This is a genomic window from Bdellovibrio sp. HCB-162 (assembly GCF_047344985.1).
Classification (GTDB): domain Bacteria; phylum Bdellovibrionota; class Bdellovibrionia; order Bdellovibrionales; family Bdellovibrionaceae; genus Bdellovibrio.
On the sequence record NZ_CP178861.1, the window covers coordinates 1,275,260 to 1,297,379 of the forward strand.

Genomic DNA, 22,120 nt, shown 5'->3' on the forward strand with positions numbered 1-22,120 from the left:
GTCATGAAAGTGTTTGCAGTTTGTGAGGCACCAAATTCTTTTCAGCTAAGAACGCGTCATTAAAAATCTTAGACGTGTAGCGAAGTGCAGAATCCCCCAGAACGGTGACAATGGTAAGCCCCTTGGCTTGGTTTTCAAGCGCGTACTTGTAGGCCGCATAAAGGTTCAATGCCGCGGAAGTTCCCACCAGCAACCCATCTTTTTGTGCCAGATGATAAAGCATTGAAATCATCTCTGTGTCGTTGACTTGAACCGCATCATCGATCACAGCTTCTTTAAAGTTCGCGGTTAAACGCATGATTCCGATGCCTTCAGTGATCGAAGAGCCCGTTGATTTTATTTCACCTGTTTTTAAATAAGAATAAAGCCCCGATCCCAAAGGATCAGCTAAGCGAATATGCACTTTCGTATCTTTTTCTTTTAGATAACGAGAAACGCCGGCAATAGTTCCGCCAGTTCCTGATGAGCAAACAAAGGCATCGACTTTGCCATTTGTTTGCTCCCAAATTTCAGGGCCGGTTGTTTTGTAGTGGCTCTTATAATTAGCCACGTTTTCAAATTGGTTCGCCCAAAAAGCGCCGCGCTCTTCGGCAAGTCTTCTTGCCGTATGATAAAAATGATTTTGGTCTGCGAAAGGACAAGGAGGAACGGTGACAAGTTCCACACCCAGGGCATTCAAGGTTTGATATTTTTCTGCGGCTTGATTGTTAGGCATCACAATCAAACATTTGTATCCTTTTTGTGCCGCCAGCGTTGCAAGTCCGATTCCTGTATTGCCAGCCGTGCCTTCAACAATGGTTCCTCCGGCTTTTAACAATCCATCTTTTTCAGCTTGTTCAATAATGCCGTGAGCGGCACGGTCTTTAACACTACCGCCAACATTCAGAAATTCAGCTTTTCCGTAAATTTGACAGCCGGTCATTTCAGACAAAGAATTGATTTTAATAAGCGGCGTTGGATAAAGCACGGTAAACCACCTTGGTTGCGCTATTATCTAAGCTTACTGGTTCTGACCAAAAAGTGAATAGATCTTTTCCCAATTTTGGCAAGGTGGTGCTGAAATTTTTAAATCTTCTCCGCTCCAAGGATGTTTGAACTCAACACTGAGCGCCTTGAGGCAAAGACCTTTGATTTCCAAATGATCGCGGAAAAATCGGTTGTGGTGAGAATCTCCATGTTCTATGTCACCTAAAAGAGGATGAGCGATCCGATCAAAGTGACGACGGATTTGATGCCATCGACCTGTCACAGGTTTGACATCCACCAAAGAGTAGCGTGCCGTTGGATACTTTTTTCCGACAGGAAAAGGAAGCTCAATGGCAGAAAGTCTTTTGTAAAGTGTTTGTGATTCAAGAAGTCCTTCTTCACCTAAAACTTCCAAAGGAATATGAATAGAGCCTTCTTCTTCTACATGCCCCCGCACAACCGCGTGATAAGTTTTTTGAAGCTGTCTTTCCATAAAAAGGCGACTTAATTCGCGCGTGGCCTCCCGAGATGTCGCCCACAAAAGAACTCCGCTGGTGGGAGCATCCAGACGGTGAACGGGAAACACATCTCGCTTCATAAGATCGCGCAGATGATAAAGACAGATTTTTTCTTTCGGGACAGGATAAGGAGAAAGCTCCGGCGGGTGTACAAAGTACCCGGCAGGCTTATCAATCGCAAAGAAGTAGTCGTCCTGATAAAGAATTCTCATCGCCCGGGATATTAAATAGGGGCTTTTTTAGAGTCAATCTGGTATGGTTGCCTCTATGGAAAATTCATGTTGTTCATGTTTAAAACCGTCGGCGACTTTGCAGTGCGGGATCTGTAAAGATTCTGTTTGTAAGAAGTGCGCCCAATTTCTAGGGGAAGACAGTTTCTCGTTTTTAGAGAAAGTCTCTGAAGAGCTTTCTCATAACGTTTATTGCCCTCAATGTTTTGACGCCAAAGTTTCCTCAGCACTTGAAGCTTATAACGAAACGATGGAGCGCGCTAAAAATCTAGCTGTGTATCTGAAAGATCAAAGTAAAGAAACACGCTTGATGAGTCGAAAGGCGCAACCTGTTCAGGTATTAAACTGCGCCGATCGCGAAGAAACGCTTTTGCGTTTGGCCTTCCTGGCTGCCAATGCCGGTTTTAATTGTTTGGTGGATGTGGATTTAACTTCGAAGAAAATCCGCGAAGGTTCTTATCAAACTCAGTCGTGGAGTGGAACGGCCGTACCGGTTCAAGTAACAGGGCGACGTCGCTAAATAAAAAAGGCCTCTTCAAAAGAGGCCTTTTTAGTTTTTATTTTAAGGTCGTTCTTATTTCGTGCACTCGAAAAGAGATGACGCCAAAGTCGCAACCCAAAGAGCTTTCGCTTTAGAGCCCACTTTCACTTCAGAAAGCTGACCATTATCGAAAGAAAGTTTGATTTTAATAACCATTTTAATGCCTTTAAGCTCATCGCTCGCTTTAGGAAGCTTTGCTGTATCAAATGTGTAAGTCACAGAATCTGAGAAAAGGGCTTCTGATTTATCCATTTTTGCATAAAGATCTGGATTTTCTTGAAGAACCTGAAGGATTTCGTCGCCGCCTCTATCTGAAATACGAGTGTCTGGACCATAACTGCCACCATTTTCAGAGAGAATTTCAAAAATCTTACTAGCACCTTGAAGCTCAACACTTTTTAGTGTGTCGCCGTCTTTAACGACTTTCACAGCGCACGCTTTGCCGTTAAGACCCGTTCCATTCAAAGTTAATACTTCCTGTGCTTTTGCGTTGTGAGAAACAAACAGGAGAGAAGCCAATGCAATACCGAGCATCTTAGACATAAAAATTCCTTCCATTAGGTTTTAATTTATTAGCGCTCCTAAAATAATGAATTCTCGAAAATTTTTCCCCTGTTAGTTTTTTGCTAAGGCTAAACTTTCAGACTTGTCCAAAGTTTTGACAGTTCGTACGTGACATTTTGGCCTATCTGAGCCATCCTAAGTGATGCCCTTTTTTCGGGGCAGGTAAGGATTGGTCCTGTGTTTTTAAGCCCTCTGACACTACAGAATATTTCGCAACTCCGCGCTCCCAACGAGAAAGTTCCTTTGGGGGAGTTGGCGACCTATGAGGAGGGCCTTAGCTTCATTGAAGACAGTGTTTTTGAAGGACACGAAGTCCAAACGACTCCGCAAGGATCCTTACAGTTACAGCTCTTCTTTGCCGCAAAAAACACGAAAAAGGGTTACGTCGTTAAAGTAAACGAAGTCAATCCGGGGGGCGATTTAGAGTTTCATTGCGATCATTGCAAAACTTCCATGGAAACACCAAAGACCTGTGGACACCAATGGGCAGCGTTTGTTTATTTGTGGCAGGCTTTGACGTCAGAACAAGAAGGCATCATCAATCGCAAGCTTTTGAAACTGGCGCAGGATTTGGAAGAACCTCTGCAAACAAGTGTCGCCAGAGCCTCGCAAGCACGCTTTGGTTTCTCTCAAAACATCAAACTTGAATCTGTCAGTCTTTTTCTTGAAGATCATCCTTTGCTCAACTCCGAATCTATCGGAAGTTTGCTGACGTCGGATCTTGGCAAATTCAAACACCAAGAAATGACCCGAGACCTTGAGGTCCCGTCGCCTCTCTTGTGGAATATGCCAGAGATTTTTCGCAAAAAAGTAACGGCATACTCCGGATTTTATCTCAATGAAGTGAACGAGCAAAACCGCTTGGCGGGAATGCTCCGCTATAACTTTACGGATGGGACACAGGTTTCAGCGAAAGATATTTTGCGCCATCCTTTGCAAAGAGCGGTGACAAAAGAACTTTTGCCTCAGACACGAACTCAAAATTCGGCTTTTTCGCGCTGGCCTTTAACGCAGCAAAAGGAGCATCTGTTCTTAAGCCAAAACCTGCGTGAGCTTGAAGAGATCATTCAAGTTTTGTTGGGAAATGTCGCAACAAAAGTTAATCAAGGTCAGCTCAAACTTTTCTTGCAATCCAAAAATCACCCGCGCTTGGGACTTCCTCTGCATTACATCGAATTCGATCCGGGAGTGGAATTAAACTGGCGTGTCGAGTTTATAGAAAAAGCCCAGCTAGAAGCTGAGTTTAAACTGATGAGTGCCCATAAAAAGCCTTTCGTTTATTTTGAATCCTTTGCTGTAGAGCCCACAGAGGGAATGCTTTTGGTTCATCCATGGTTGCATGAATGGAATCAAATCCGTGAAGTTCTCAGCGGCATTTCTGCGGACGAAAATGATTTTTACGTCTCTGTCGAGGGCCGACCCACAATTCACCTGGAAGGGGAACTTGAGGCGAAGACCGTTTTAAAATATCTGCGCACTCGCACTATGCCAGTTCGTCTTGCCGGTGAATCCAGAACCTTAAGTCCGTCACAAAGTCAGTTGCAGATTCATTTAGATGAGTCCGGCGATTTCTTCGTGCAACACGATGCTCGCGTCCTGGGACAAAAAAATCTTTTGCGTAAAGGTTGGACGCCACGAACGGTTCTTTATCTTAAGACCTTGTCTGAAGGTTTGCCGTTCCTTATGAATGCGGATGTCAAAGATGTCGCAAGTCGCGCACGACGCAAACGCGATTGGGATTTAAAACTTTTAAAACATCTTGGGGTTCTGCAATACCTCTTTATGGAATTGTTGTCCTATCACTTTGAAGGCATGCTCACTGATGGCACGGTTCCAGATGAGGATAAAATCTTCTTATCTTTGCACAGCAATATTCAAGCACTTCTGATCAGCGGTTCGGGCGTTATCTTGGCCCGTGAACAAACTTTGACGGAACTGTGCTCACAGACGGTTCTTAATCATTTTGATGATTTCGTGGCAAAAACTTTAAAGGCTCTGAAGGCCAGTGAATCTTTTTACTCAGAACAAGGTGAAGTGATTCTTGAAGGTGTCGTTGAAAAAGAATTTCATCTTCTTTATGAAATTCTTAAACGCATGGCCCTTTCAACAGGAGGCGATGCTTTTAAAAAATCTCGCACGCCGCTTTTATCAAAAATTTGGACCGGCGACGTAGAAAAAGATCCTTACTTGCTCGACGGCAAATTTCATCTGCCCAGAGTAAAAAAAGAAGGATCACAAATTCACGAAACCTTGGAGACTCTGCAAGGATTGATTCCTTACGGTTTCGCGCTTTATTATAACGGTCAGCCTTTGCAAGAACTGACCGAGGATGAATTTAAAGTCGACTTTATTTTGCAGACGGATGAAGAACATCGCGACTTTAATTGGTTTGAACTCAATCCAAAATTTTTCTTGCGTGGCCAAGAAATTGATCCGCAATCCATGTCAGGTTTTGGTAGCGGCGGGGTGATTGAATACGATGGGAAACTTTTCTTAGTTCCTCGTAAACAAATGCCGTCGTTAAGACGCCTGGAACATTTCTGGCAAAAACTGCAACGCGGAAAAACCGAAACGAGTAAGAAACAAGGTGGTGAAAAGGTCTATCATTTACCGCGCCATCAGGTTTTGGAGCTTTTGGCCTTGCGTGCTTCAGGCGTCGGCATTCGCGGTGATGAAGAGTGGAAAAAGCTTTGTGCTTTCTACGACCAAATGGGTTCCGCGGATCGCGCTGTGGAAATTCCAAAAACGGTGAAGGCGGATTTAAAACCGTATCAAGTTTCAGGCGTGCAGTGGCTGCAGGATCTTTACAATTTAAAACTGGGTGCATTGCTCGCAGATGACATGGGTTTAGGTAAAACCCTGCAAACTTTGACGTTCCTTGAAGATCTTCGTCAAAAAGGCGACATGGGACAAGTTCTTGTTGTCGTTCCATCGTCATTGATCTTTAACTGGCAAAGTGAAGTTGAAAAATTCACTCCGGATATTCCTCTCACGGTCTTTACCACAAAAGACATGATGAAGGTGGGGAAGAAGCTCGAATCCAAGCAAGATATCGTGGTCCTAACGACCTATGGTCTTTTGATGGAAAACGAAAGTTTTCTGAACCAGTATAAATGGAAAGTTCTGATCTTCGATGAAGCGCAGAACTTAAAAAACATCACCACAAAACGCACCAGTTCCGCTCGTGCATTGACGGCGCGCTTTAAGATCTGTCTTACGGGAACACCGATGGAAAATCACTATGGAGAGTTTTATTCTCTCGTAGATCTTTTGGTGCCGGGCAGTCTTGGAAAGATCGAAGATTTCCGTCGTCAATTTGTAAATACGGAAATGGTGACTCGTGAAGAAATCGAGGACTTGAAGCTCAAAATCAAGCCGTTGATGCTTCGTCGCACGAAAAAAGAGATCCTCGATCAGCTTCCTGAAAAACAGGAAACGAAAGTCAGCATTGCCTTTGAAGAAAGACAGATGGAAATCTATCGCGACATCGCTCTTTCTTATAATCAAAAAGTGCAAGACAGTCTTTTGACACAAGCAGAAGCCAGCGTGCAATTGCAAATGCTCACGGCTCTTTTGCGTCTTCGCCAAGCATGTTCTGACCCGGCGGCTCTTCCAAACGTTCGCTATGATCGTATTCCGCCAAAGCTTGAAGCCTTGATGGATTCTATTCAAGAGATCGTGGAGTCCGGCGAAAGTGCTTTGGTCTTTACGCAGTTCTTGCAGACTTTAGAGCACACGGCCGATCTTATGCATAAGGCGGGTATTCCTGTTTTCGTTTTGCATGGAGGAATTCCGACAAAACAAAGACAGAAAATTCTTTCTGATTTTAACAAAGTTCCCGGCGGAGCCGTCTTAATCATGACCCTAAAAACGGGCGGTGTGGGCTTGAACCTTACGAAAGCCAGTTACGTTTTCCATTTAGAACCATGGTGGAATCCGTCAGTGGAAAATCAAGCAACAGACCGTGCGCATCGTCTGGGTCAAAGTAAAGCCGTGCAGGTTTTCAGATACATCATGCATGAGTCCTTAGAGGAAAAAATCGAACTTTTAAAAAATCGTAAAGATAAGAAGTTTCAATCGCTCTTTACGACGACAGAAAATGATATCGATATTGGCCCTGGTAGTGGAGCACTCACGAAAGAAGATTTCGACCTTCTTATCGGTCTAAAATAAGTGTGAATTGCCAAAAACGTCACTATTTACAGTCTTAAATGGGTTTTCGCTGATAAAACTCCGTTAAATTCGTTCTTGGCAGGTTAGGTCTTTGCAGGAAAAGGAACGGATTTATTTCGGAGGTTCCCTATGAAAGCCCTTTTTGCCATTCTGCTCGTATCTATGTCTGTGTCTTCAGCTTTCGCTGACGGCGTTTTATCTTGCTCGGGAATCAATCAAGACAGTGATCAAAGGGAAGATGTGATTGTGATTGAACCTGAAGTAGCGATCCTTCGTGGTGTTCAAGGCGACGCTAAGTTCTTGTCGTATCAAGGCGAGCAGGGAGACATCGCTACTTATTCAAATTCACAATTGCTTGTAACGCTGAACTATCAAGACAGAACCATCACAACGAAAAATCGCCTTGATGGTTCCTATAAAATGCACACGAATTTTAAATGTACTGGTTCGGGCGATGATATGGATTAGATCCCAAAGCGGGTTCTAATTCTTTTCACGTCATCGGCATGAGCGCGCACTTTTAAAGTGACTCCGCGCTCATCGTAAGACTCAGAAAGTACGCGCAGCTTTCCGCGAATCTCGCCAATAGCCCCTTGAACATCGTAAGGAATAAATAAATCCTGATCGACCATCGCTGTTTCAAAGTGCTTGACCAAGAACTCACGCAAAGACGCAACGTCTTCGGGATTCAAAGAAGACATAAAAATCGCATCTGGATATTCCGCTTTTAAACCGTCAAGCTCTTCCGGCGAAAGTTTATCGACCTTGTTTAAGACTAAAATATTTTCGATCTCTCCTGCACCGACTTCACTCAATACGGATTTCGTGACTTGCAGTTGCGAGCGGAACGTAGAATCAGCACAGTCAACGACATACAAAAGCAAAGAAGCATTAAGCGCTTCATCCAATGTGGATTTGAAAGACGCCACAAGATCATGGGGAAGTTTTTTGATAAATCCGACCGTATCAGAAATCAAAATCTTTGGCTTTGTTTCAGGGTAAAGAATACGAACAGTGGTGTCTAAGGTCGCAAAAAGTTTATCGGCCACTAAGACATCACTGCCGGTGAGAGCACGCATTAAAGACGATTTCCCAGCATTCGTATAACCCACAAGAGCCACAGTGATCTCTTGTCCACGGCGCGCGCGACGGACGTCATGCTCTTGTGCAATCGAAGCAAATTCTTTTTTTAGTTCTTTGATGCGGTCGCGAATTTTACGGCGATCTAGTTCGATGCTGGATTCACCGGCACCTTTTCCACCGATACCGCCACCTTGACGATCTTCTCCGCCACCGACTTCACGCAAACGGGGAGCCACATAAGTAAGTTTTGCGATTTCAACCTGCAAACGAGCGGCACGCGTTCTTGCGTGACGACTGAAGATCTCAATAATCACACCGGTGCGATCTAAAACTTGCGCACCGGTAGCACTCTCTAAGTTTCTAATTTGCGACGGCGAAAGTTCGCAGTCTACAACCAGAACTTGAGCCAGTTCCTTATGTGATGTTGGGTTTTCAATTTCACTGGGATCTTCCGCTTCAGTCGAATAATCGAGATCGGCATCGAGATCTTCGAAATCAAAATCATCATCGGCGTCTTCGTCGTTGCTTTTAAATTTTAAAGCCGCTTTGTGTTTTTTCTTAACAAATGTAGGTCCGACGACACCCGTACCGCCGGTCCATGTCGCGATGTCTTTTAGTTTTCCATCACCAAACACTGTGGCTCGGCGGTCTGATTGACGGCGCTGCGAAGTTTGACCGATGACGTTGTAGCCTAAAGTCGTTACCAGACGAGAAAGCTCGGCTAAAGACGCCTTCATTTCTTCATCAGAAACGCGGGGCAACTGAATGCCGACAAGAAACGCATTAAGAGGTTTGTCGCTATGTACGTTTTCCATGAAGATCCTTATTTCGCTAAGCGAATCCCGTCGTCATCCACTGTGATCAGGCGTTTTTTATAAAGACCGCCTAAAGCAATCTTGTATTTCTTTTTACTGACACCGAACAGATTGTAAATCGTCTCCGGCGGAGTCTTGTCGTTGATCGCAAGATAGCCGCCTTTTTTCTGCAAAAGATCCAAGATCAAAGGACCGATATCCTCGGCCGCTTCATGACCCACTTTATCTGTTTTTTGCAGACTCAAATCAATTTTACCATCGGTACGGATTTTTTTGATATAGCCCTGAGTACGCTGTCCATATCTGAGAGGTTTAAAGACTTCATTCGCGTAAAGAACGCCCCAGATTTTATTATTCACAATGGCTTTGTAGCCCAGGTCTGTTTTACCCGCGATTAAAAGCTCCACCTCTTGACCTTCTTTCAGATCAACAGGGGATTTATCAACATGGCGATCTAAGCGCATCGAAGCCGAAATACGGTCGCTCTTATCTGTATAAATATAAACGATGATGTCTTGTCCGACTTTAGGCGTATGAATTTGTTCTGCGTAAGGAAGAAAAAGATCTTTAGAAAGACCCCAATCCAAGAAGGCGCCAACAGATTCAACGGCAACGACCTTTAACAAAGCAAAATCACCAACCATGGCCTTCGGCGTTTCTGTCGTTGCCATCAAGCGGTCGTCAGAGTCGAACATCACAAACACGTCTACCGTGTCGCCCACTTCGCATTCTTCAGGCATATAGCGTAAAGGCAAAAGGATTTCACCGTCGTCTTCGCCATCTAAAAAGACACCGAAGTCGACGTGTTTAAGAACTTTGAGCTTATTAAATCGTCCGATTTGAATCATTGGGGCTTCTTTGACTCGATATATTCATCGTAAGTAGTAACAAGGTCTTCAACCACGCCGCCATCAAGTTCAATGATACGATTTGCCACTGTCTGTACAAACTCATGATCGTGACACGTGAAGATCACAGTTCCCTTAAAGCGCTTCACACCTTCATTCACGGCAGAGATTGATTCCAAATCCAAGTGAGCTGTCGGACCATCCATCAAAAGAACGTTGGCACCTGAAAGCATCATCTTAGAAAGCATACAGCGAACTTTTTCGCCTCCGGAAAGCACGCGAGGTTTTTTTAGGGCGTCGTCACCGCTGAAAAGCATTTTCCCCAAGAATCCGCGCAAGAAAGATTCATCTTTGTCGTCGGAATATTCGCGAAGCCACTCCACCAAAGAATTGGCGTCAGTGTCAAAGTACTTGGAGTTGTCAGTGGGGAAGTAACTGCGAGTCGTTGTGATACCCCAATTGAAAGAACCGGAATCCGGTTCAACCTCTCCGGCTAAAATATCGAGAAGCAAAGTTTTTGCGACGTCATTTTTTCCAAGAAGAACTACTTTGTCGCCTTTTTTAATCGTGAAGCTGACGTTATTCAAAAGCAACTCGCCGTTCACAGATTTCGTCAGTCCATTCACCGTCAAAAGATCATTACCAGCTTCACGTTTTGGATCAAAGCCGACAAACGGTTGACGGCGAGTCGACACGGGCAAATCACCCAGATCCAATTTCTCAAGTTGTTTTTGACGGGAAGAGGCCTGACGAGATTTGGAAGCGTTCGCACTGAAACGCTGAATAAAGCTTTTAAGCTCTTCGGCTTTGTCGGCATTTTTCTTCGCTTGATCTGCGCGCAGACGTTGGCTGAGTTCCGTAGCTTGACGCCAGAATTCGTAGTTACCGGAATAGATTGTCACTTTGCTATAATCAATATCCGCCATATGTGTACAGACTTTGTTTAAGAAGTGACGGTCATGCGAAACCACAATGACAGTGTTTTCAAAGTTGAACAAAAATTCTTCAAGCCATTGAATCGCATAGATATCCAAGTGATTCGTCGGCTCATCCAGTAACAGAATATCAGGCTGACCGAACAAAGCTTGCGCGAGCAAAACTTTAACTTTGTCACCGGGATCAAGATCTTTCATCAGTTTTGCGTGAAGTGCATCAGAAATACCAAGGCCCGCCAGCATCACACCAGCTTCAGACTCGGCTTCCCAACCGTTGAGTTCCGCAAACTCTGTTTCAAGTTCAGAAGCTCTCACGCCGTCGTCTTCAGAAAAATCAGGCTTTGCATAAAGCTTGTCTTTTTCTTCCATCACCTTAAACAGGCGATCATTTCCCATCAGCACCGTTTTTAAAACAGGGACGTTGTCATAAGCATAGTGATCTTGTTTTAAAACCGACAAACGCAAGTTCGGTGGGATCACCACTTCGCCTGTATTAGGTTCGATTTCTTTAGAAAGAATTTTTAGGAACGTGGTCTTACCGGCACCGTTGGCACCAATAAGGCCATAGCAGTTGCCGGGAGTGAATTTAACATTCACTTCATCAAAAAGTTTTTTGCCACCGAATCTTAAGCTGACGTTGGAAGTGCTGATCATGGGACCTCAATTATGGAGGTCCTTAGATACTCTGAATCCGGAAAAATATCAATTATTTGGCAGCTTTCTTAAGACCTTCGAAATAGAGACCTCTATAAGCGCTGTCCTTGGGCACTTTTTTCATGAATTCGCCTCTAAAACGAGCCTTCTCTCAACAAGTTTGCGTTTTGGCACCGCAACTTGTGCTCCAGGAAAGACTAGTCGATCCTATAACCCAGAGGAGTTTTCATGAAAAAAATGATTTTAATAGCCTTATGCAGTTTGTTTTCAATGTCAGCATTTGCAGTGGGAGCGGCTTCGAATGTTGAAGCCAATAAGAAGCTTGTTCGCGATTTTTATGAAATGGCTTTTAACCAACACAAGCCTACCGAAGCGGCAAAAAAGTATATTGGTTCTAAATACATTCAACACAATCCCTACGTTCCGAACGGCGCGGAAGCTTTTTATTCCTACTTTGAAAAGCATTTTAAAGAAAACCCGAAATCCCACGTTGAAATCAAACGCGTGATTGGCGATGGCGACCTTGTAGCTCTTCATCTGCTTTCAAAACAAAACGATACGGACCGGGGTCGCGCGATTGTGGATATTTTCAGAGTTGAAAATGGCAAGATCGTTGAGCACTGGGACGTCATTCAGGAAGTGCCAGAAAAAACAGCGAACGGAAACACCATGTTTTAGGAGTGCATGACGCGAAAGAATTTATTCCTTATTGTGATCGCTTTTATTGTCGGAGTCTCCGTCTGGATATTCTTTGTCAATAAAAGCCTTAAGACGACACAAGATGTGATAGTTCAAGAAGCCACAAGACCGCAAAGACGGGTGGCTTCGCTCCCTCCGCCCACGGTAACGCCGAATAACGCCGTTAAAAATCAGTTGCAGGCAGAAATTCAATCTTTGCAGCAGCAAATCACTCAGGAACGTCAAAAGCTTGTCACGCAAAAGATGGCTTTGGACGAAGCAACGGCTCGTCAACAACAGCAGCAAAGCACTCAGCAAACGCCCGCCGCTATTTCTTCGCAAATCACCGAACGCACTTCTCAAGTTCAAAATTTTCTGGAAGAGCTTAAAAATTACGAATATGCAGAGCAAGACATCAACCGCCGAGCGACAGAAGCTTTGCGGGAACAGAGCAGTGCAGCGCAAGTGGCTCGTGATCAAATTGATGAAAACATCCGCACTCAAGAAAATCTTATCAGACAAACCAGAGAGCAGATCGCTTATTGGCAGGGCAATTTATTTTACGTGAATGAACGTGAAGCTCGTCTCCAGGATTTACAAACTCTTTTGGAGACACAGACTAGGCAGCTTCAAGGAATGCGCGATCAGCGTTTGGCTTTATCAGCACAAATTTTAGAAAACACGCGGGCTTTACAAAGTGAAAAAGAGCAGGCCCTCAGTGATCTTGCCGACAGTCGCAGTGACTTGCAGGATGAGATCGCTTCTTTAAGAATAGAAATCAATCGACTGCAAGGAATGCAGTATCAAACAAGAACGAGCCAAATGACAAGTCGCTCTCGTTTAACCCAAATGCAGAAAGATTTTGAAACGCAGAATCGACAGGTGCAGACCTTAGAGGCGTCCCTTCAAGAAAAAGAGCGTCAGCTTAAACTTCTCCAATAATTAGTATTGATTGCACCAAGGTTGAGGCGTGATGACCTTCTGGATTTCGTTGGCTCTCATGTAAAGAAATTCATTTCCTACAGCCAAACGCAGGCGCTGCGTTTTTTGCGAAAGATTCGCAGCCGTCACAATCTGTCCGTAACCATCGTTGTCTGTTTGCACAGTGCCTTGAGTTCCTTTTAAAGACCATCTCACGGTACGGCGGTCTAATGGGCGAACGTCGTCTTCCGTCAGTACGGTGGAAATCGTCCCTTCGGAATCTCTGCATAACAAACGAAAGTGAATAACGACAAAATGCTCTTTATGACAGTTCTGCGAACGCGAATATCCATATCCAGCGTCGCAGGTATTAAATGATTTTTCAGAATATCCTAAGGACTCACGCTCGCGATCCATGTGCAGGTGATTTTGAAGAGCATTGTAGTCAATCGCGGAAGACGCGGGCTCGGGAGCCGTCTCAACGGGCGCAGGTGGAGTGTAAGTCGTTTCTTTTTTTGGTGCTGTCGTACATCCCGCGATCGCTGTGAGTGCAATAATTCCCAAGGCCCATTTCATGAGAAGTCCCCCCGCAAGTATTTATTCATCTTAAGTATGCACGAAGAAGCAGGGCTGCGCAAAGTAGAGTGAAAATGTCGAACTTTTAGATACGTGCGGGGCCAACCCTCGCCGCACTTAATGGCGTACTTTTCCTCTTAAAATTTGAAATTCTTAAAGCGATTTTTGTAGTATGTGCCGCGCCCATCAAGGCTTTACGGGGAGAATGGGAATGAAGTGCGGGAGAATTTTTTTAATATCTTTGATGCTATCAACGGTGGTGTTTGCAGCTACGGATGACGTTGCGACCAGTACGATTTCAATTCAGGAGGTTTCCGAAAGTCCCTGGCATTTTGCTTTGGATTCAGAGTTTTACATCAATCAAAAAGAGCAAGATGACAAAGGCGGGAATAGTAGAGTGACCTCGTATCATTTAGCGAGTGTAAAGTACGCCTACGATGCCGCAACCACTTTGAAAATCGTTCCGACATTTGAAATCAATTCGGTGCCTCTAGAAAAAGACAAAGCCCGCAGTGTGAACGATGAAATTCAAAATGGAAAAACGTTTTCAGGAGCAAGATTCACAGATCCTTTTATTGCGATCAAAAAATCAGCAGGGACTGTTTTTAGCTCCGATGTGATTTCAACGGAAGTTCGTTATTATCTTCCTGTCAGCGAGCTTTCGCAAAAGTTACAAAGTGCGGGGATTGTCCGTTTAGACACTGTTGTTCCATGGACTGTTGGTAAGTGGACTTTTTATTATTATTTAAATCCGCGCCTTTTCTTAGAGTCTCGCAACGACAGCGAAAGATCCACCAGCCTCAGTTTCCGAGAGCATGCACTGGCTTCTTATAATTTTACGGATTCCTGGTCGGCTTACGTGATGGTTGGACACCGTTGGCTTTTAAAAGATCAGAACTTCTTAAAAAACGAGCAGACGATTTATTTGTTGGAAGTAGGAGCGACAAAAGCCCTATCAAAAAATTTCTCAGTGACGGTTTATCTGGACAATCTTTTCGTCGAGGCCCAAGAAGACATTGAACTCTTTAAGGCCTCTAAAAACGATTTCACTCTTTATACGAGTGTAAATTTTTAAAAATAATTACTGACCGCAGATTTGGTCCAAAGTGACTTTATCTTTATCTGGATTAAAGATACGCCCCAATTTTCCGCGGATGCCACCGGAGCTGCGGCGTTCAATTTCACAAGTCTCAACACCTGCAAACTGATCAGAGATCATAATACGGTGAAGATTGATGCGAAGAGTGTCTAAGGCTGTTTCAGCCTTCACTTTGTTCACAACCGCACTCGTTAAAGAATTTCCAAGTTCAAGAACGTGCAAGATATCTGTGATACCGACTTGGTATCTCATCAATTCTGCGTTGTAAACTTGGCGCATATTATCTTCTGCTTGAGACGCCGCCGTGTATTGTTTTTGCGCTTCTTCAAGAGCACCTAAAGTTGTTTCGATCAACTGAGCTTGGTCCAAACGAAGTTCTTTTTTACGAAGCTTCAATTGCTCGATATTCAAGTTTGAAATTTCCAGAGCTGGAAAGTAACCAAAACCCAAATTCACAGAACCTGTTTGGGTCACAGAACTGAACGCGCCTCCAGTGGAAGGACGATTCACACCCAAAGAACTTCCAGAAAGGAAACTAAACGCTTTACTCCACTTGTTGTACTGAGCGGCCGTAATAAGCGCACTCATCTGTGCAGCTTCAGGAGAGCTTTCGTGAACTTTATCAAGCAAAGCTTGCGGACTCATGCTTTCGGCAGAAGAAGATGGAACGTGCACTGCTTCGAAAACGATTTCTTGATTCAACTCAAGACCTAGCATCTGGCGCACAGACGCTTTTTCACGTTTGATCAATTCATCGACTTGCGACACTTGCACTAACGCTAACTGGGCTTGCGCTTGAGCTTGAAGATAATCTTCCTTACGAATAATACCGACCTCAGCAGGCAAGCGAAGTTGTTCTTCAATTGCTTTGAAGTTCTCATATTGTTTTTGCAAAGCTCCGCGCAATTGCATATCGCCCACGACTGTCAAATACACAGAGTACGCAGATGCGAACTGATTGAGTTGAGCTAAGTAGTAAGAAGTCCCCTGGGCTTTCAAAAGATAAGTGCTCTCTTTTAAATCCATCCACTTGCTTGGCATCAAGAATGGCAAAAGAAAAGAAACCGAAGTCAGCATAAAGCTGGGTCCGCTTGAAATCACCGCGCCTAAATTAACGGACGGTAAAAGATTTCCGCGAGCTTGAGCGACTTGGGCTTTAGCCTGTTGAACTTCATTGAGAGCGATGGCGATATCGATGTTTCTAGAAAGAAGCATTGTGCGCAAAGACTTGGGATTGATGACCACCGGTCCTTGTTGCTTGGGAGCCGCAAACGCTGTTGCTGTAATTAAGAAGGCAGTAAAAATCAGTGTAAGAAATCGCATAAAGATTCTCCCCTCAAATATGTGACCCATAGAGTTATATAGGAGGGGAGACGCTTGTCAAACGGGTCTTTATACGGACTCCAAAATAGCAGCGATTCCCATGCCGCCCGCCGTGCAAATCGAGATCAAACCGCGCCCGCGCCCGCCTTTTTCATGCAACATTTTCCCTAAACTCGCGACAATGCGAGCTCCCGTGGCGCCAAAGGGATGCCCGAGTGCCACGCTGCCTCCTTTGATGTTCATTTTGCTGCGATCCAAAGGGCCCAGAGCGGTCGCGCGACCGAGAACTTTTTTACAGTATTCGTCGGACTCCCAAGCCTTCAATGTGCAAAGAACTTGGCCCGCGAACGCTTCGTGAATTTCAAAAAAATCAAAATCGTTGAAGCTTAAATTATTGCGCTTTAAAAGTTCACTCACCGCAATGGTGGGCGCCATCAAAAGACCTTCACCGGCAACAAAGTTCACTGCGGAAACGTGACAGTCGATGAAGCGAGCCCACAAGGGAAGATTGTATTTTGCCGCAGCCTCTTCGCTTGTCACGATCACCGCGGCAGCTCCGTCGGTGAGAGGACTGGAGTTCCCCGCTGTGATAGTTCCCTTTTCTGACTTCTCAAAAGCAGGTTTGAGCTTTGCCAATTTTTCCATCGATGTGTCGGGACGAATGATGCCGTCCCGATCAAGGCCGTGAAAATTAAAAACAAGATCTTTATAAAATCCATCTTCGTATGCGTGCGTGGCATTCTTGTGGCTGGTCAAGGCCAACTCATCTTGGGCCTCGCGCGAGATTTTCCATTCTTGCACCATTTTTTCTGTGTGCTCTCCCATGGACATTTTCGTGCGTGGTTCAACGACAGCCGGGAGTTGCGGTTTTAAATCGGAGGGTCGAATTGACGCCAAAATTTTTGCTTTTTCCAAATTATCTTTCGCAGCATTAAGTTCCACCAACTTGTGCGACAGACTTTTTGAAACCATAATCGGAAGATCACTGTTTGTGTCAACGCCGCCAGCGATGGCGACATCCATTTGGTGGGCAGCCACCTTAAGAGCCAGTTGCGAAGTGATTTCCAAACTTGTTCCGCAAGCACGCTGAACATTGTAACCTGGTGTGTGAGCATGAAGGCCGGAGCTTAGAACACATTCACGCGTGAAGTTCCAATCCGAAGCACTTTGCATCACGGCGCCACAACCAACGTCTCCTAAAATCTGACCTTCTAATTTGTATTTTTGGACGAGCGTTTTCAAAGTCGAAATCATCAATTCAGAAGAAGTGACATCCATATAAGTCGTCATTGATTTGACGAAGGGAGTGCGAATTCCGCCGGAAATATAAACAGGACGAGTGCGCATAAAAACCTCTTTTCTGCGAGGAAGTCTAACATTGAATCGGGATTTTGTTTCAGCTTGGGATGCTTGGATGAGAAATCTTTAATGAATGGGATGACATTGTTAAACTAAAGAAAATTAAAAATCGATTTCTAGGAGTTGTACGTTGGAAGATCAGAAGTCGTTTCACTACAGTTTTAATCAAAAGAACAACATGCTTGTTGTCTCTTTAACAGGAGAGATCACAAGCCAAGTGCTGCCGTCATTGGAAGCCTGCCGTCAAGAATTGCTGGGAAAACACGAAGTCAGTCGTGTCGTTCTGTATTTTCAAGACATCGAGGCTATTAGTATGGACGCCATTCCTTTAATTGCACAAATTCAGCGCGAAATTCGCTCAAAGCCAGCGGATCTTCGTCTGTGTTTGAAAGAAAATTTGCGAGAAAAACTCGTCCGTATGGGGGTGGTGCGAGGATTGGAAGTGGCTGACGATTTAAAAACAGCTCTTTTGTCTTTTAGTCGTGCTGCATGACACGAATCATGTTTTTTCTTACGAACTCGCTGTACAGTCATGAATCTGTGAGGAGACACAATGACTCGATACAGTTTTCGTAAGTATCAACCGCTGAGTTTGCGTTTATGGCATTGGCTGAATGCTTTGGCCATCTTAGGTCTTTTGGCAACGGTCCTATTGCGAAAAACCTTTCTGAGCTGGAGAAGTAACGCCGCTTTGATTGAAGCCAAATTGCAAGCGGCGGGAACGGCGATCACTTCCGAAGTCGCCAAAGACATTGCGGTGAGCATTCGTAATCCCATGTGGGATTGGCATGTCTACCTGGGGTTTACTCTTGGCGCTCTTCTTGTGATTCGGGTTCTTGTTGGTCTTTTAGTTATTAAAAAATGTCCAGCGACTCATGCCGCCCAAAGTGCGTGGCATCTAAAAAACGTTCCCCAAGAAAAGAGAGGACAAGCGCTTCACTATACATTCGTGAAAACGGGTTACGCGCTTTTTTATTTGGCGACACTTTTCATGGTGATTTCAGGTCTGTTGATGCAATTTAAAACCGAGTTGGGATTGAGCAAAGAAGCCATCGGTCCTATCAAAGAAATCCACGAACTGATGATGTGGTTCTTTGTTGTTTTTGTTGTCGGACATTTACTTGGAGTCGTTGTCGCGGAAAACCGTGGGGACCGGGGACTGGTCTCTGATATGATTCATGGCGGAGAAAATGAAAAGGGAAGCTAGAAGCTTCCCTTTTTTATTACTTACAGAAAGAAAGTTTTCTTACTGCTGATTGAACCTTTTTATATTTTTGTGAGCGCGCTTGCGGTCGCAAAACATCCCAGTAAGATTTACGACTAAATAAAGCGTCATCGTTTGCAAGTTGTTTGTTCAGCATCGAAAGACCACAGCGGAAAGTCGTATCGGGACTGTTGCCGTCGCCGTTGCGGCAGCCTTTCGCATAGACACTTTCGCGGCCTTTATGAAGTTGCATCAATCCGATCAAAGTTCCATTAGGACCTTTTGCAGTTTCACCTTTTTGGCAAGAGCTTTCCAAGTGAACCATGGCATTGATAACCATCACCCAAACCAGTTCTTTTGCATTGTCATTTAAAGTAGCGAAAGCCGGGCAGACAGCTTTGATATCTGCGGTGCCTTCGTAAAGTTCAGCGTAACGCTCTCGATGCAACTCATTTACAATCGTTGTGCCCCAACGGCCTAAACCATCATCATCGGCGAAGTTTTCACATTTATCTGCGAAATTCATTTTTTCGTTAATGCTAAAAATGTCTTCCACTTTGGCGTCAGAAGTGATCGTGTTGCGGATATCTCTGAGTTGTTGAGCCGCGCGATTGGATGCGCTTGAGCATTCAATGCATGTATTGCCTTCAAGGCGCGAGCTAATTTTAGCTTCTGCAGAGGCTCCAGAAAGAACCAGAGCGAATGTCATGATTAGAGTTTTCATCGGCAGTTTCTCCATACATGATTGCAAAGCAATCATGATGCCGAAGTCTCAAAATAAAATGGGAAGGTTTCTATGCCTTCCCATTGTATATCTTTAGAACATGTCGATGCCAAAAATGCGTGTGTTTTAAAGTGAGACGCTGCTTCAGCTTCGGGCCGCTGGCCCTGCGCTCTGCCGACTTCCGTCGCTTAAGCGTCGCGGTGCTGTCTGCGAGGGCCACGGAAGCGTTTAATACCGCTGTGCTCGCGACGTTCGTTGCTGCCACGCTCTGAGCGTTCAGAACGTTCACTGCGCTGAGGACGATCGTTTGAAGAGCTTGCGCTCTTTTGGGGACGGTAGCCAGTCACTTCGCTGCGAGCAGGACGGTCGTCACGGCTTGCGAAACGAGGACGTTCGCTGCGCTCTTCATTGCGCTCGCCACCACGGTCATTGCGGTCTGCACGGTAACCACCGCGATCGCCGCGATCAAAGCGACGGCCGCCGCCACGATTTCCACCACGGTCACCACCACGACGATCGCCATCGCGACCGCGTGTGAAACGATTGTCTTGAGGATCACGAGGCAAAAGTTCACGAGGGATACGATCACCCATGTAATCAAGCATCATGTCTTTTTTCACGAACACGTTCGGGAAGTAAGCCACGATGAAGCGTGCTAACAAATCTTCTTTAGAAAGTTCTTTGAAGTTGATGTCGCCAGCTTGAATCAAATCTTGGATCAAATCCATTGCCAGTTGCAATTCAGGAGCGTCTGTTCCCATAGAGCTTACGCGATCCAAAACGTCTTTGATTTTAAGACCTGCAACTTCATCAGCCGAAGGCACAACGCCTTTAGTAAGAACGGCTTTTGTTGTGATCATCACACGGCGAAGAAGGTTGAGCTGCTCTGGATTGACCAAAGTGATTGCCACACCTTTTTGACCGTTACGGCCTGTACGACCAATACGGTGAACATAAGACTCTGCATCCCAAGGAAGAGAGTGATTGATCACGTGAGTAAGATCTTTGATATCCAAACCGCGAGCGGCAACGTCTGTGGCGACGATCACTTTCACTTGGCGAGATTTGAATTTCTTCAAAGTCGCTTCACGCTCTTGCTGGCTCTTATCACCGTGCAAAGAGTCTGCAGGGAAACCACGTTGAGTTAAAACGTCGGCAAGCTCTGCCACTTCCATTTTTGTTTGGCAGAAGATGATGCCGTAGAACTCAGGAAGAGTTTGCAACAAGCGACCGATGACTTCCGTCTTATAGGAATTTTTAACTGTGTAGTAAACTTGCTCGATCGTGTCAGCAGCGCCGACTTTGTTGACCTGAACTGTTTCAGGATTTTCAAGATAAGTCGAAGACAGACGACGAACTTCAGGGCTCATCGTGGCAGAGAACAACCACGTACGGCAAGCAGCGCGAAGTGAATCAGAATCTGCCGGTTGAGTCGCTTTCAAGATTGTTTCCATGTCTTCTTTAAAGCCCATGGAAAGCATTTCGTCGGCCTCATCAAGAACCACTGTTTTTACGTTTTGAAGTTTGATGATTTTTTGTTCAAGGAAGTCGACCAAGCGGCCTGGAGTCGCCACGATGATGTGCGCGCCTTTTCTAATACCTTCCATTTGTGTGCGGTAGCTAGAGCCACCGTAAATCGTAACAACACGAACGCCTTTTTTCTTACCAAGCAAAGTCAATTGCTCAGCCACTTGCAAAGCAAGTTCGCGTGTCGGGCTCATAACGAGCGCTTGAGTGTCTTTTATCGTTGCATCGATATTCTCAACAAGAGGAATACCGAAAGCGGCAGTTTTACCAGTGCCTGTTGAAGCAAGACCGATGAAGTCTTGTGCTCCTGCGAGCAATAGTGGCAAAGCTTGGCGTTGGATGGGCGTCGGTGTCGAGAAGCCCATGTCTTGCATCGCTGCCAAAAGGGGAGCGCTAAGACCAAAGCTTTCGAAACTATCAACAGTTGTAAGTGGAGTCATTCTAGAGGAACCTTTCAGATATAGGAAGGGCCCAAGATAAACGATCTTGGACCCAAAAGCTCTCTATTTCTTGGGTTTCTCAGGACAGTGTACTATTTGCACAATGAGAGGGATTTTACGATTCCTTGGATGTTGCTGATTTGCTGATAGCGTCCACCTGATTTGATCACAGCCCAATACACTCCAGAACTCACGACAATGGAACCTTTGCTCTTAATCTGCTTTGCCATAATACCAACGCCGCAGTCGAGATTCAGATAGGGACTCAAAATAGTTTTCTTGGGATCTGTGCCGCTTAAATTTTTATCCTTCGACCAATCAAATTTGCACCATGGTGCCCACTCGATGTCCTGATAGGAAAGTTGCAAAAGCCCCTCGGAGTAAACAGGTTGTCGTGTGATTGGATCTGTTCCCATTGTGGTCTCTTGCATGCGCGATGTGGGACTGTAGCCGCTCTCATATTTTGCAATTGCGACAAAGAGTTGAGCCCAGACATTGGCGCGCTCGTTGTTGTCCAAAGAGTAATAGCGAGGGCAGAAATTTGTGATGTCGTTAGAGCCGGGAAGCAGACTGTTCCAGTCGTTTAGGATGATTTTTTGAAGGTACTCAGACCACTGCGTGCGCTCGGGATACTTCGTGCTTTCCCAAGCGAGAGGCGCCATTTTGTAAGAAGGTTCCGGGGTTGGTGCAGGCGGAGTTTCGGTGTTGTTGCCGGTGTTAGTTTCATCGTCTGTTCCTGGATCAGTGACCCCAGAACTTTGGTTTGAATTATCAATGCTTGTGACTGGAAATTGCCCCGATTTCGCACAGCCCGTCGACAGGACTAAGAGGAAAATCGCCGTCGCTGCGAATATATTGTTTCTCGAGTGAGTGTGGTTCGATGTTGCAATCATTTGCTACCCCCGAAGTGGTAACAAAGCAACACGAGGACCAAGTGAGACC

Annotated in this window: 20 protein-coding genes; 8 read left to right on the forward strand and 12 right to left on the reverse strand. The window is 45.1% G+C overall.

The window, feature by feature from the left end; all coding sequences use genetic code 11:
* Nucleotide 1 precedes the first annotated feature (1 nt).
* Nucleotides 2-967, reverse strand: a complete 966-nt coding sequence (locus ACLSSO_RS06245) for a cysteine synthase A (protein ID WP_295902036.1) — start codon at nt 965-967, stop codon at nt 2-4.
* Between the two features lie 33 nt (nt 968-1,000).
* Nucleotides 1,001-1,696, reverse strand: coding sequence for a pseudouridine synthase (locus ACLSSO_RS06250; RefSeq protein ID WP_413944386.1), 696 nt, complete (start codon nt 1,694-1,696; stop codon nt 1,001-1,003).
* Nucleotides 1,697-1,739: 43 nt separating this feature from the next.
* On the opposite strand from ACLSSO_RS06250, the gene ACLSSO_RS06255 reads away from it, so the two are divergent.
* Nucleotides 1,740-2,234 (forward strand): hypothetical protein, encoded by a 495-nt coding sequence (locus tag ACLSSO_RS06255; RefSeq protein WP_413944387.1) that lies wholly within the window; start codon nt 1,740-1,742, stop codon nt 2,232-2,234.
* Nucleotides 2,235-2,288: 54 nt separating this feature from the next.
* Here the strand turns inward: ACLSSO_RS06255 and ACLSSO_RS06260 are convergent, their stop codons facing one another.
* Entirely contained in the window at nt 2,289-2,798 is a 510-nt protein-coding gene (locus ACLSSO_RS06260; protein WP_295905000.1) for a hypothetical protein, read from the reverse strand.
* A gap of 198 nt (nt 2,799-2,996) precedes the next feature.
* Here ACLSSO_RS06260 and ACLSSO_RS06265 point away from each other — a divergent pair, with 198 nt between their 5' ends.
* Nucleotides 2,997-6,992 carry a DEAD/DEAH box helicase gene (locus tag ACLSSO_RS06265; RefSeq protein ID WP_413944388.1) on the forward strand — a complete coding sequence of 1,332 codons (3,996 nt, stop codon included), beginning with the start codon at nt 2,997-2,999 and terminating at the stop codon, nt 6,990-6,992.
* 129 nt (nt 6,993-7,121) lie between these two features.
* Nucleotides 7,122-7,460 carry a hypothetical protein gene (locus tag ACLSSO_RS06270; protein WP_340590939.1) on the forward strand — a complete coding sequence of 113 codons (339 nt, stop codon included), beginning with the start codon at nt 7,122-7,124 and terminating at the stop codon, nt 7,458-7,460.
* Here the strand turns inward: ACLSSO_RS06270 and hflX are convergent.
* Genes hflX through ACLSSO_RS06285 form a run of 3 tightly spaced genes read right to left on the reverse strand, consistent with a single transcriptional unit; the run spans nt 7,457 to nt 11,327 of the window.
* A complete protein-coding gene (gene hflX / locus ACLSSO_RS06275) occupies nt 7,457-8,890 on the reverse strand; it encodes a GTPase HflX (protein WP_413944389.1) in 1,434 nt (477 codons plus the stop codon). The two genes, ACLSSO_RS06270 and hflX, sit on opposite strands and share 4 nt — an antisense overlap.
* Before the next feature lie 8 nt (nt 8,891-8,898).
* On the reverse strand, nt 8,899-9,738 hold the full coding sequence (locus ACLSSO_RS06280) for a S1 RNA-binding domain-containing protein (RefSeq protein WP_413944390.1): 840 nt from the start codon (nt 9,736-9,738) through the stop codon (nt 8,899-8,901).
* Complete coding sequence (locus ACLSSO_RS06285; protein ID WP_413944391.1) at nt 9,735-11,327, reverse strand: ABC-F family ATP-binding cassette domain-containing protein; 1,593 nt, start codon at nt 11,325-11,327, stop codon at nt 9,735-9,737. Before ACLSSO_RS06285 ends, ACLSSO_RS06280 begins: the two co-directional genes overlap by 4 nt.
* A gap of 228 nt (nt 11,328-11,555) precedes the next feature.
* Here ACLSSO_RS06285 and ACLSSO_RS06290 point away from each other — a divergent pair, with 228 nt between their 5' ends.
* Together ACLSSO_RS06290 and ACLSSO_RS06295 are read left to right on the forward strand one after the other, a co-directional pair.
* Nucleotides 11,556-12,005, forward strand: a complete 450-nt coding sequence (locus ACLSSO_RS06290; protein WP_413944392.1) for an ester cyclase — start codon at nt 11,556-11,558, stop codon at nt 12,003-12,005.
* Between the two features lie 6 nt (nt 12,006-12,011).
* Nucleotides 12,012-12,947 (forward strand): hypothetical protein, encoded by a 936-nt coding sequence (locus ACLSSO_RS06295; RefSeq protein WP_413944393.1) that lies wholly within the window; start codon nt 12,012-12,014, stop codon nt 12,945-12,947.
* On the opposite strand, the gene ACLSSO_RS06300 is transcribed toward ACLSSO_RS06295, so the two are convergent.
* Nucleotides 12,948-13,502: a hypothetical protein gene (locus tag ACLSSO_RS06300; protein ID WP_413944394.1), complete on the reverse strand. Its 555-nt coding sequence runs from the start codon at nt 13,500-13,502 to the stop codon at nt 12,948-12,950.
* Nucleotides 13,503-13,713: 211 nt separating this feature from the next.
* On the opposite strand from ACLSSO_RS06300, the gene ACLSSO_RS06305 reads away from it, so the two are divergent.
* The gene (locus ACLSSO_RS06305) at nt 13,714-14,577 is read left to right on the forward strand and encodes a hypothetical protein (protein ID WP_413944395.1); all 864 of its coding nucleotides are present in this window, start codon (nt 13,714-13,716) and stop codon (nt 14,575-14,577) included.
* Nucleotides 14,578-14,583: 6 nt separating this feature from the next.
* Here the strand turns inward: ACLSSO_RS06305 and ACLSSO_RS06310 are convergent, their stop codons facing one another.
* Both ACLSSO_RS06310 and ACLSSO_RS06315 read right to left on the reverse strand, forming a co-directional pair.
* On the reverse strand, nt 14,584-15,924 hold the full coding sequence (locus tag ACLSSO_RS06310; protein WP_413944396.1) for a TolC family protein: 1,341 nt from the start codon (nt 15,922-15,924) through the stop codon (nt 14,584-14,586).
* A gap of 69 nt (nt 15,925-15,993) precedes the next feature.
* Entirely contained in the window at nt 15,994-17,271 is a 1,278-nt protein-coding gene (locus ACLSSO_RS06315; RefSeq protein WP_413944397.1) for an acetyl-CoA C-acetyltransferase, read from the reverse strand.
* Nucleotides 17,272-17,413: 142 nt separating this feature from the next.
* Here ACLSSO_RS06315 and ACLSSO_RS06320 point away from each other — a divergent pair, with 142 nt between their 5' ends.
* Both ACLSSO_RS06320 and ACLSSO_RS06325 read left to right on the forward strand, forming a co-directional pair.
* Nucleotides 17,414-17,776 carry an STAS domain-containing protein gene (locus ACLSSO_RS06320; protein WP_413944398.1) on the forward strand — a complete coding sequence of 121 codons (363 nt, stop codon included), beginning with the start codon at nt 17,414-17,416 and terminating at the stop codon, nt 17,774-17,776.
* 60 nt (nt 17,777-17,836) lie between these two features.
* Nucleotides 17,837-18,490 (forward strand): cytochrome b/b6 domain-containing protein, encoded by a 654-nt coding sequence (locus tag ACLSSO_RS06325; protein WP_413944399.1) that lies wholly within the window; start codon nt 17,837-17,839, stop codon nt 18,488-18,490.
* A gap of 16 nt (nt 18,491-18,506) precedes the next feature.
* Here the strand turns inward: ACLSSO_RS06325 and ACLSSO_RS06330 are convergent, their stop codons facing one another.
* From ACLSSO_RS06330 to ACLSSO_RS06340, 3 genes are all read right to left on the reverse strand, one after another.
* Nucleotides 18,507-19,211: a hypothetical protein gene (locus tag ACLSSO_RS06330; protein WP_413944400.1), complete on the reverse strand. Its 705-nt coding sequence runs from the start codon at nt 19,209-19,211 to the stop codon at nt 18,507-18,509.
* A gap of 188 nt (nt 19,212-19,399) precedes the next feature.
* The gene (locus ACLSSO_RS06335) at nt 19,400-21,178 is read right to left on the reverse strand and encodes a DEAD/DEAH box helicase (RefSeq protein ID WP_295899644.1); all 1,779 of its coding nucleotides are present in this window, start codon (nt 21,176-21,178) and stop codon (nt 19,400-19,402) included.
* Between the two features lie 92 nt (nt 21,179-21,270).
* Nucleotides 21,271-22,071, reverse strand: coding sequence for a hypothetical protein (locus ACLSSO_RS06340; RefSeq protein WP_413944401.1), 801 nt, complete (start codon nt 22,069-22,071; stop codon nt 21,271-21,273).
* Between the last annotated feature and the right edge of the window lie 49 nt (nt 22,072-22,120).

Excerpts from the sequence above, each read along its gene's own strand:
- ACLSSO_RS06250 (WP_413944386.1), bottom strand. The coding sequence starts at position 1,696 with ATGAGAATTCTTTATCAGGACGACTACTTCTTTGCGATTGATAAGCCT.
- ACLSSO_RS06255 (WP_413944387.1), top strand. The coding sequence starts at position 1,740 with ATGGTTGCCTCTATGGAAAATTCATGTTGTTCATGTTTAAAACCGTCG.
- ACLSSO_RS06260 (WP_295905000.1), bottom strand. The coding sequence starts at position 2,798 with ATGTCTAAGATGCTCGGTATTGCATTGGCTTCTCTCCTGTTTGTTTCT.
- ACLSSO_RS06270 (WP_340590939.1), top strand. The coding sequence starts at position 7,122 with ATGAAAGCCCTTTTTGCCATTCTGCTCGTATCTATGTCTGTGTCTTCA.
- hflX (WP_413944389.1), bottom strand. The coding sequence starts at position 8,890 with ATGGAAAACGTACATAGCGACAAACCTCTTAATGCGTTTCTTGTCGGC.
- ACLSSO_RS06280 (WP_413944390.1), bottom strand. The coding sequence starts at position 9,738 with ATGATTCAAATCGGACGATTTAATAAGCTCAAAGTTCTTAAACACGTC.
- ACLSSO_RS06285 (WP_413944391.1), bottom strand. The coding sequence starts at position 11,327 with ATGATCAGCACTTCCAACGTCAGCTTAAGATTCGGTGGCAAAAAACTT.
- ACLSSO_RS06290 (WP_413944392.1), top strand. The coding sequence starts at position 11,556 with ATGAAAAAAATGATTTTAATAGCCTTATGCAGTTTGTTTTCAATGTCA.
- ACLSSO_RS06295 (WP_413944393.1), top strand. The coding sequence starts at position 12,012 with ATGACGCGAAAGAATTTATTCCTTATTGTGATCGCTTTTATTGTCGGA.
- ACLSSO_RS06300 (WP_413944394.1), bottom strand. The coding sequence starts at position 13,502 with ATGAAATGGGCCTTGGGAATTATTGCACTCACAGCGATCGCGGGATGT.
- ACLSSO_RS06305 (WP_413944395.1), top strand. The coding sequence starts at position 13,714 with ATGAAGTGCGGGAGAATTTTTTTAATATCTTTGATGCTATCAACGGTG.
- ACLSSO_RS06310 (WP_413944396.1), bottom strand. The coding sequence starts at position 15,924 with ATGCGATTTCTTACACTGATTTTTACTGCCTTCTTAATTACAGCAACA.
- ACLSSO_RS06315 (WP_413944397.1), bottom strand. The coding sequence starts at position 17,271 with ATGCGCACTCGTCCTGTTTATATTTCCGGCGGAATTCGCACTCCCTTC.
- ACLSSO_RS06325 (WP_413944399.1), top strand. The coding sequence starts at position 17,837 with ATGACTCGATACAGTTTTCGTAAGTATCAACCGCTGAGTTTGCGTTTA.
- ACLSSO_RS06330 (WP_413944400.1), bottom strand. The coding sequence starts at position 19,211 with ATGAAAACTCTAATCATGACATTCGCTCTGGTTCTTTCTGGAGCCTCT.
- ACLSSO_RS06335 (WP_295899644.1), bottom strand. The coding sequence starts at position 21,178 with ATGACTCCACTTACAACTGTTGATAGTTTCGAAAGCTTTGGTCTTAGC.
- ACLSSO_RS06340 (WP_413944401.1), bottom strand. The coding sequence starts at position 22,071 with ATGATTGCAACATCGAACCACACTCACTCGAGAAACAATATATTCGCA.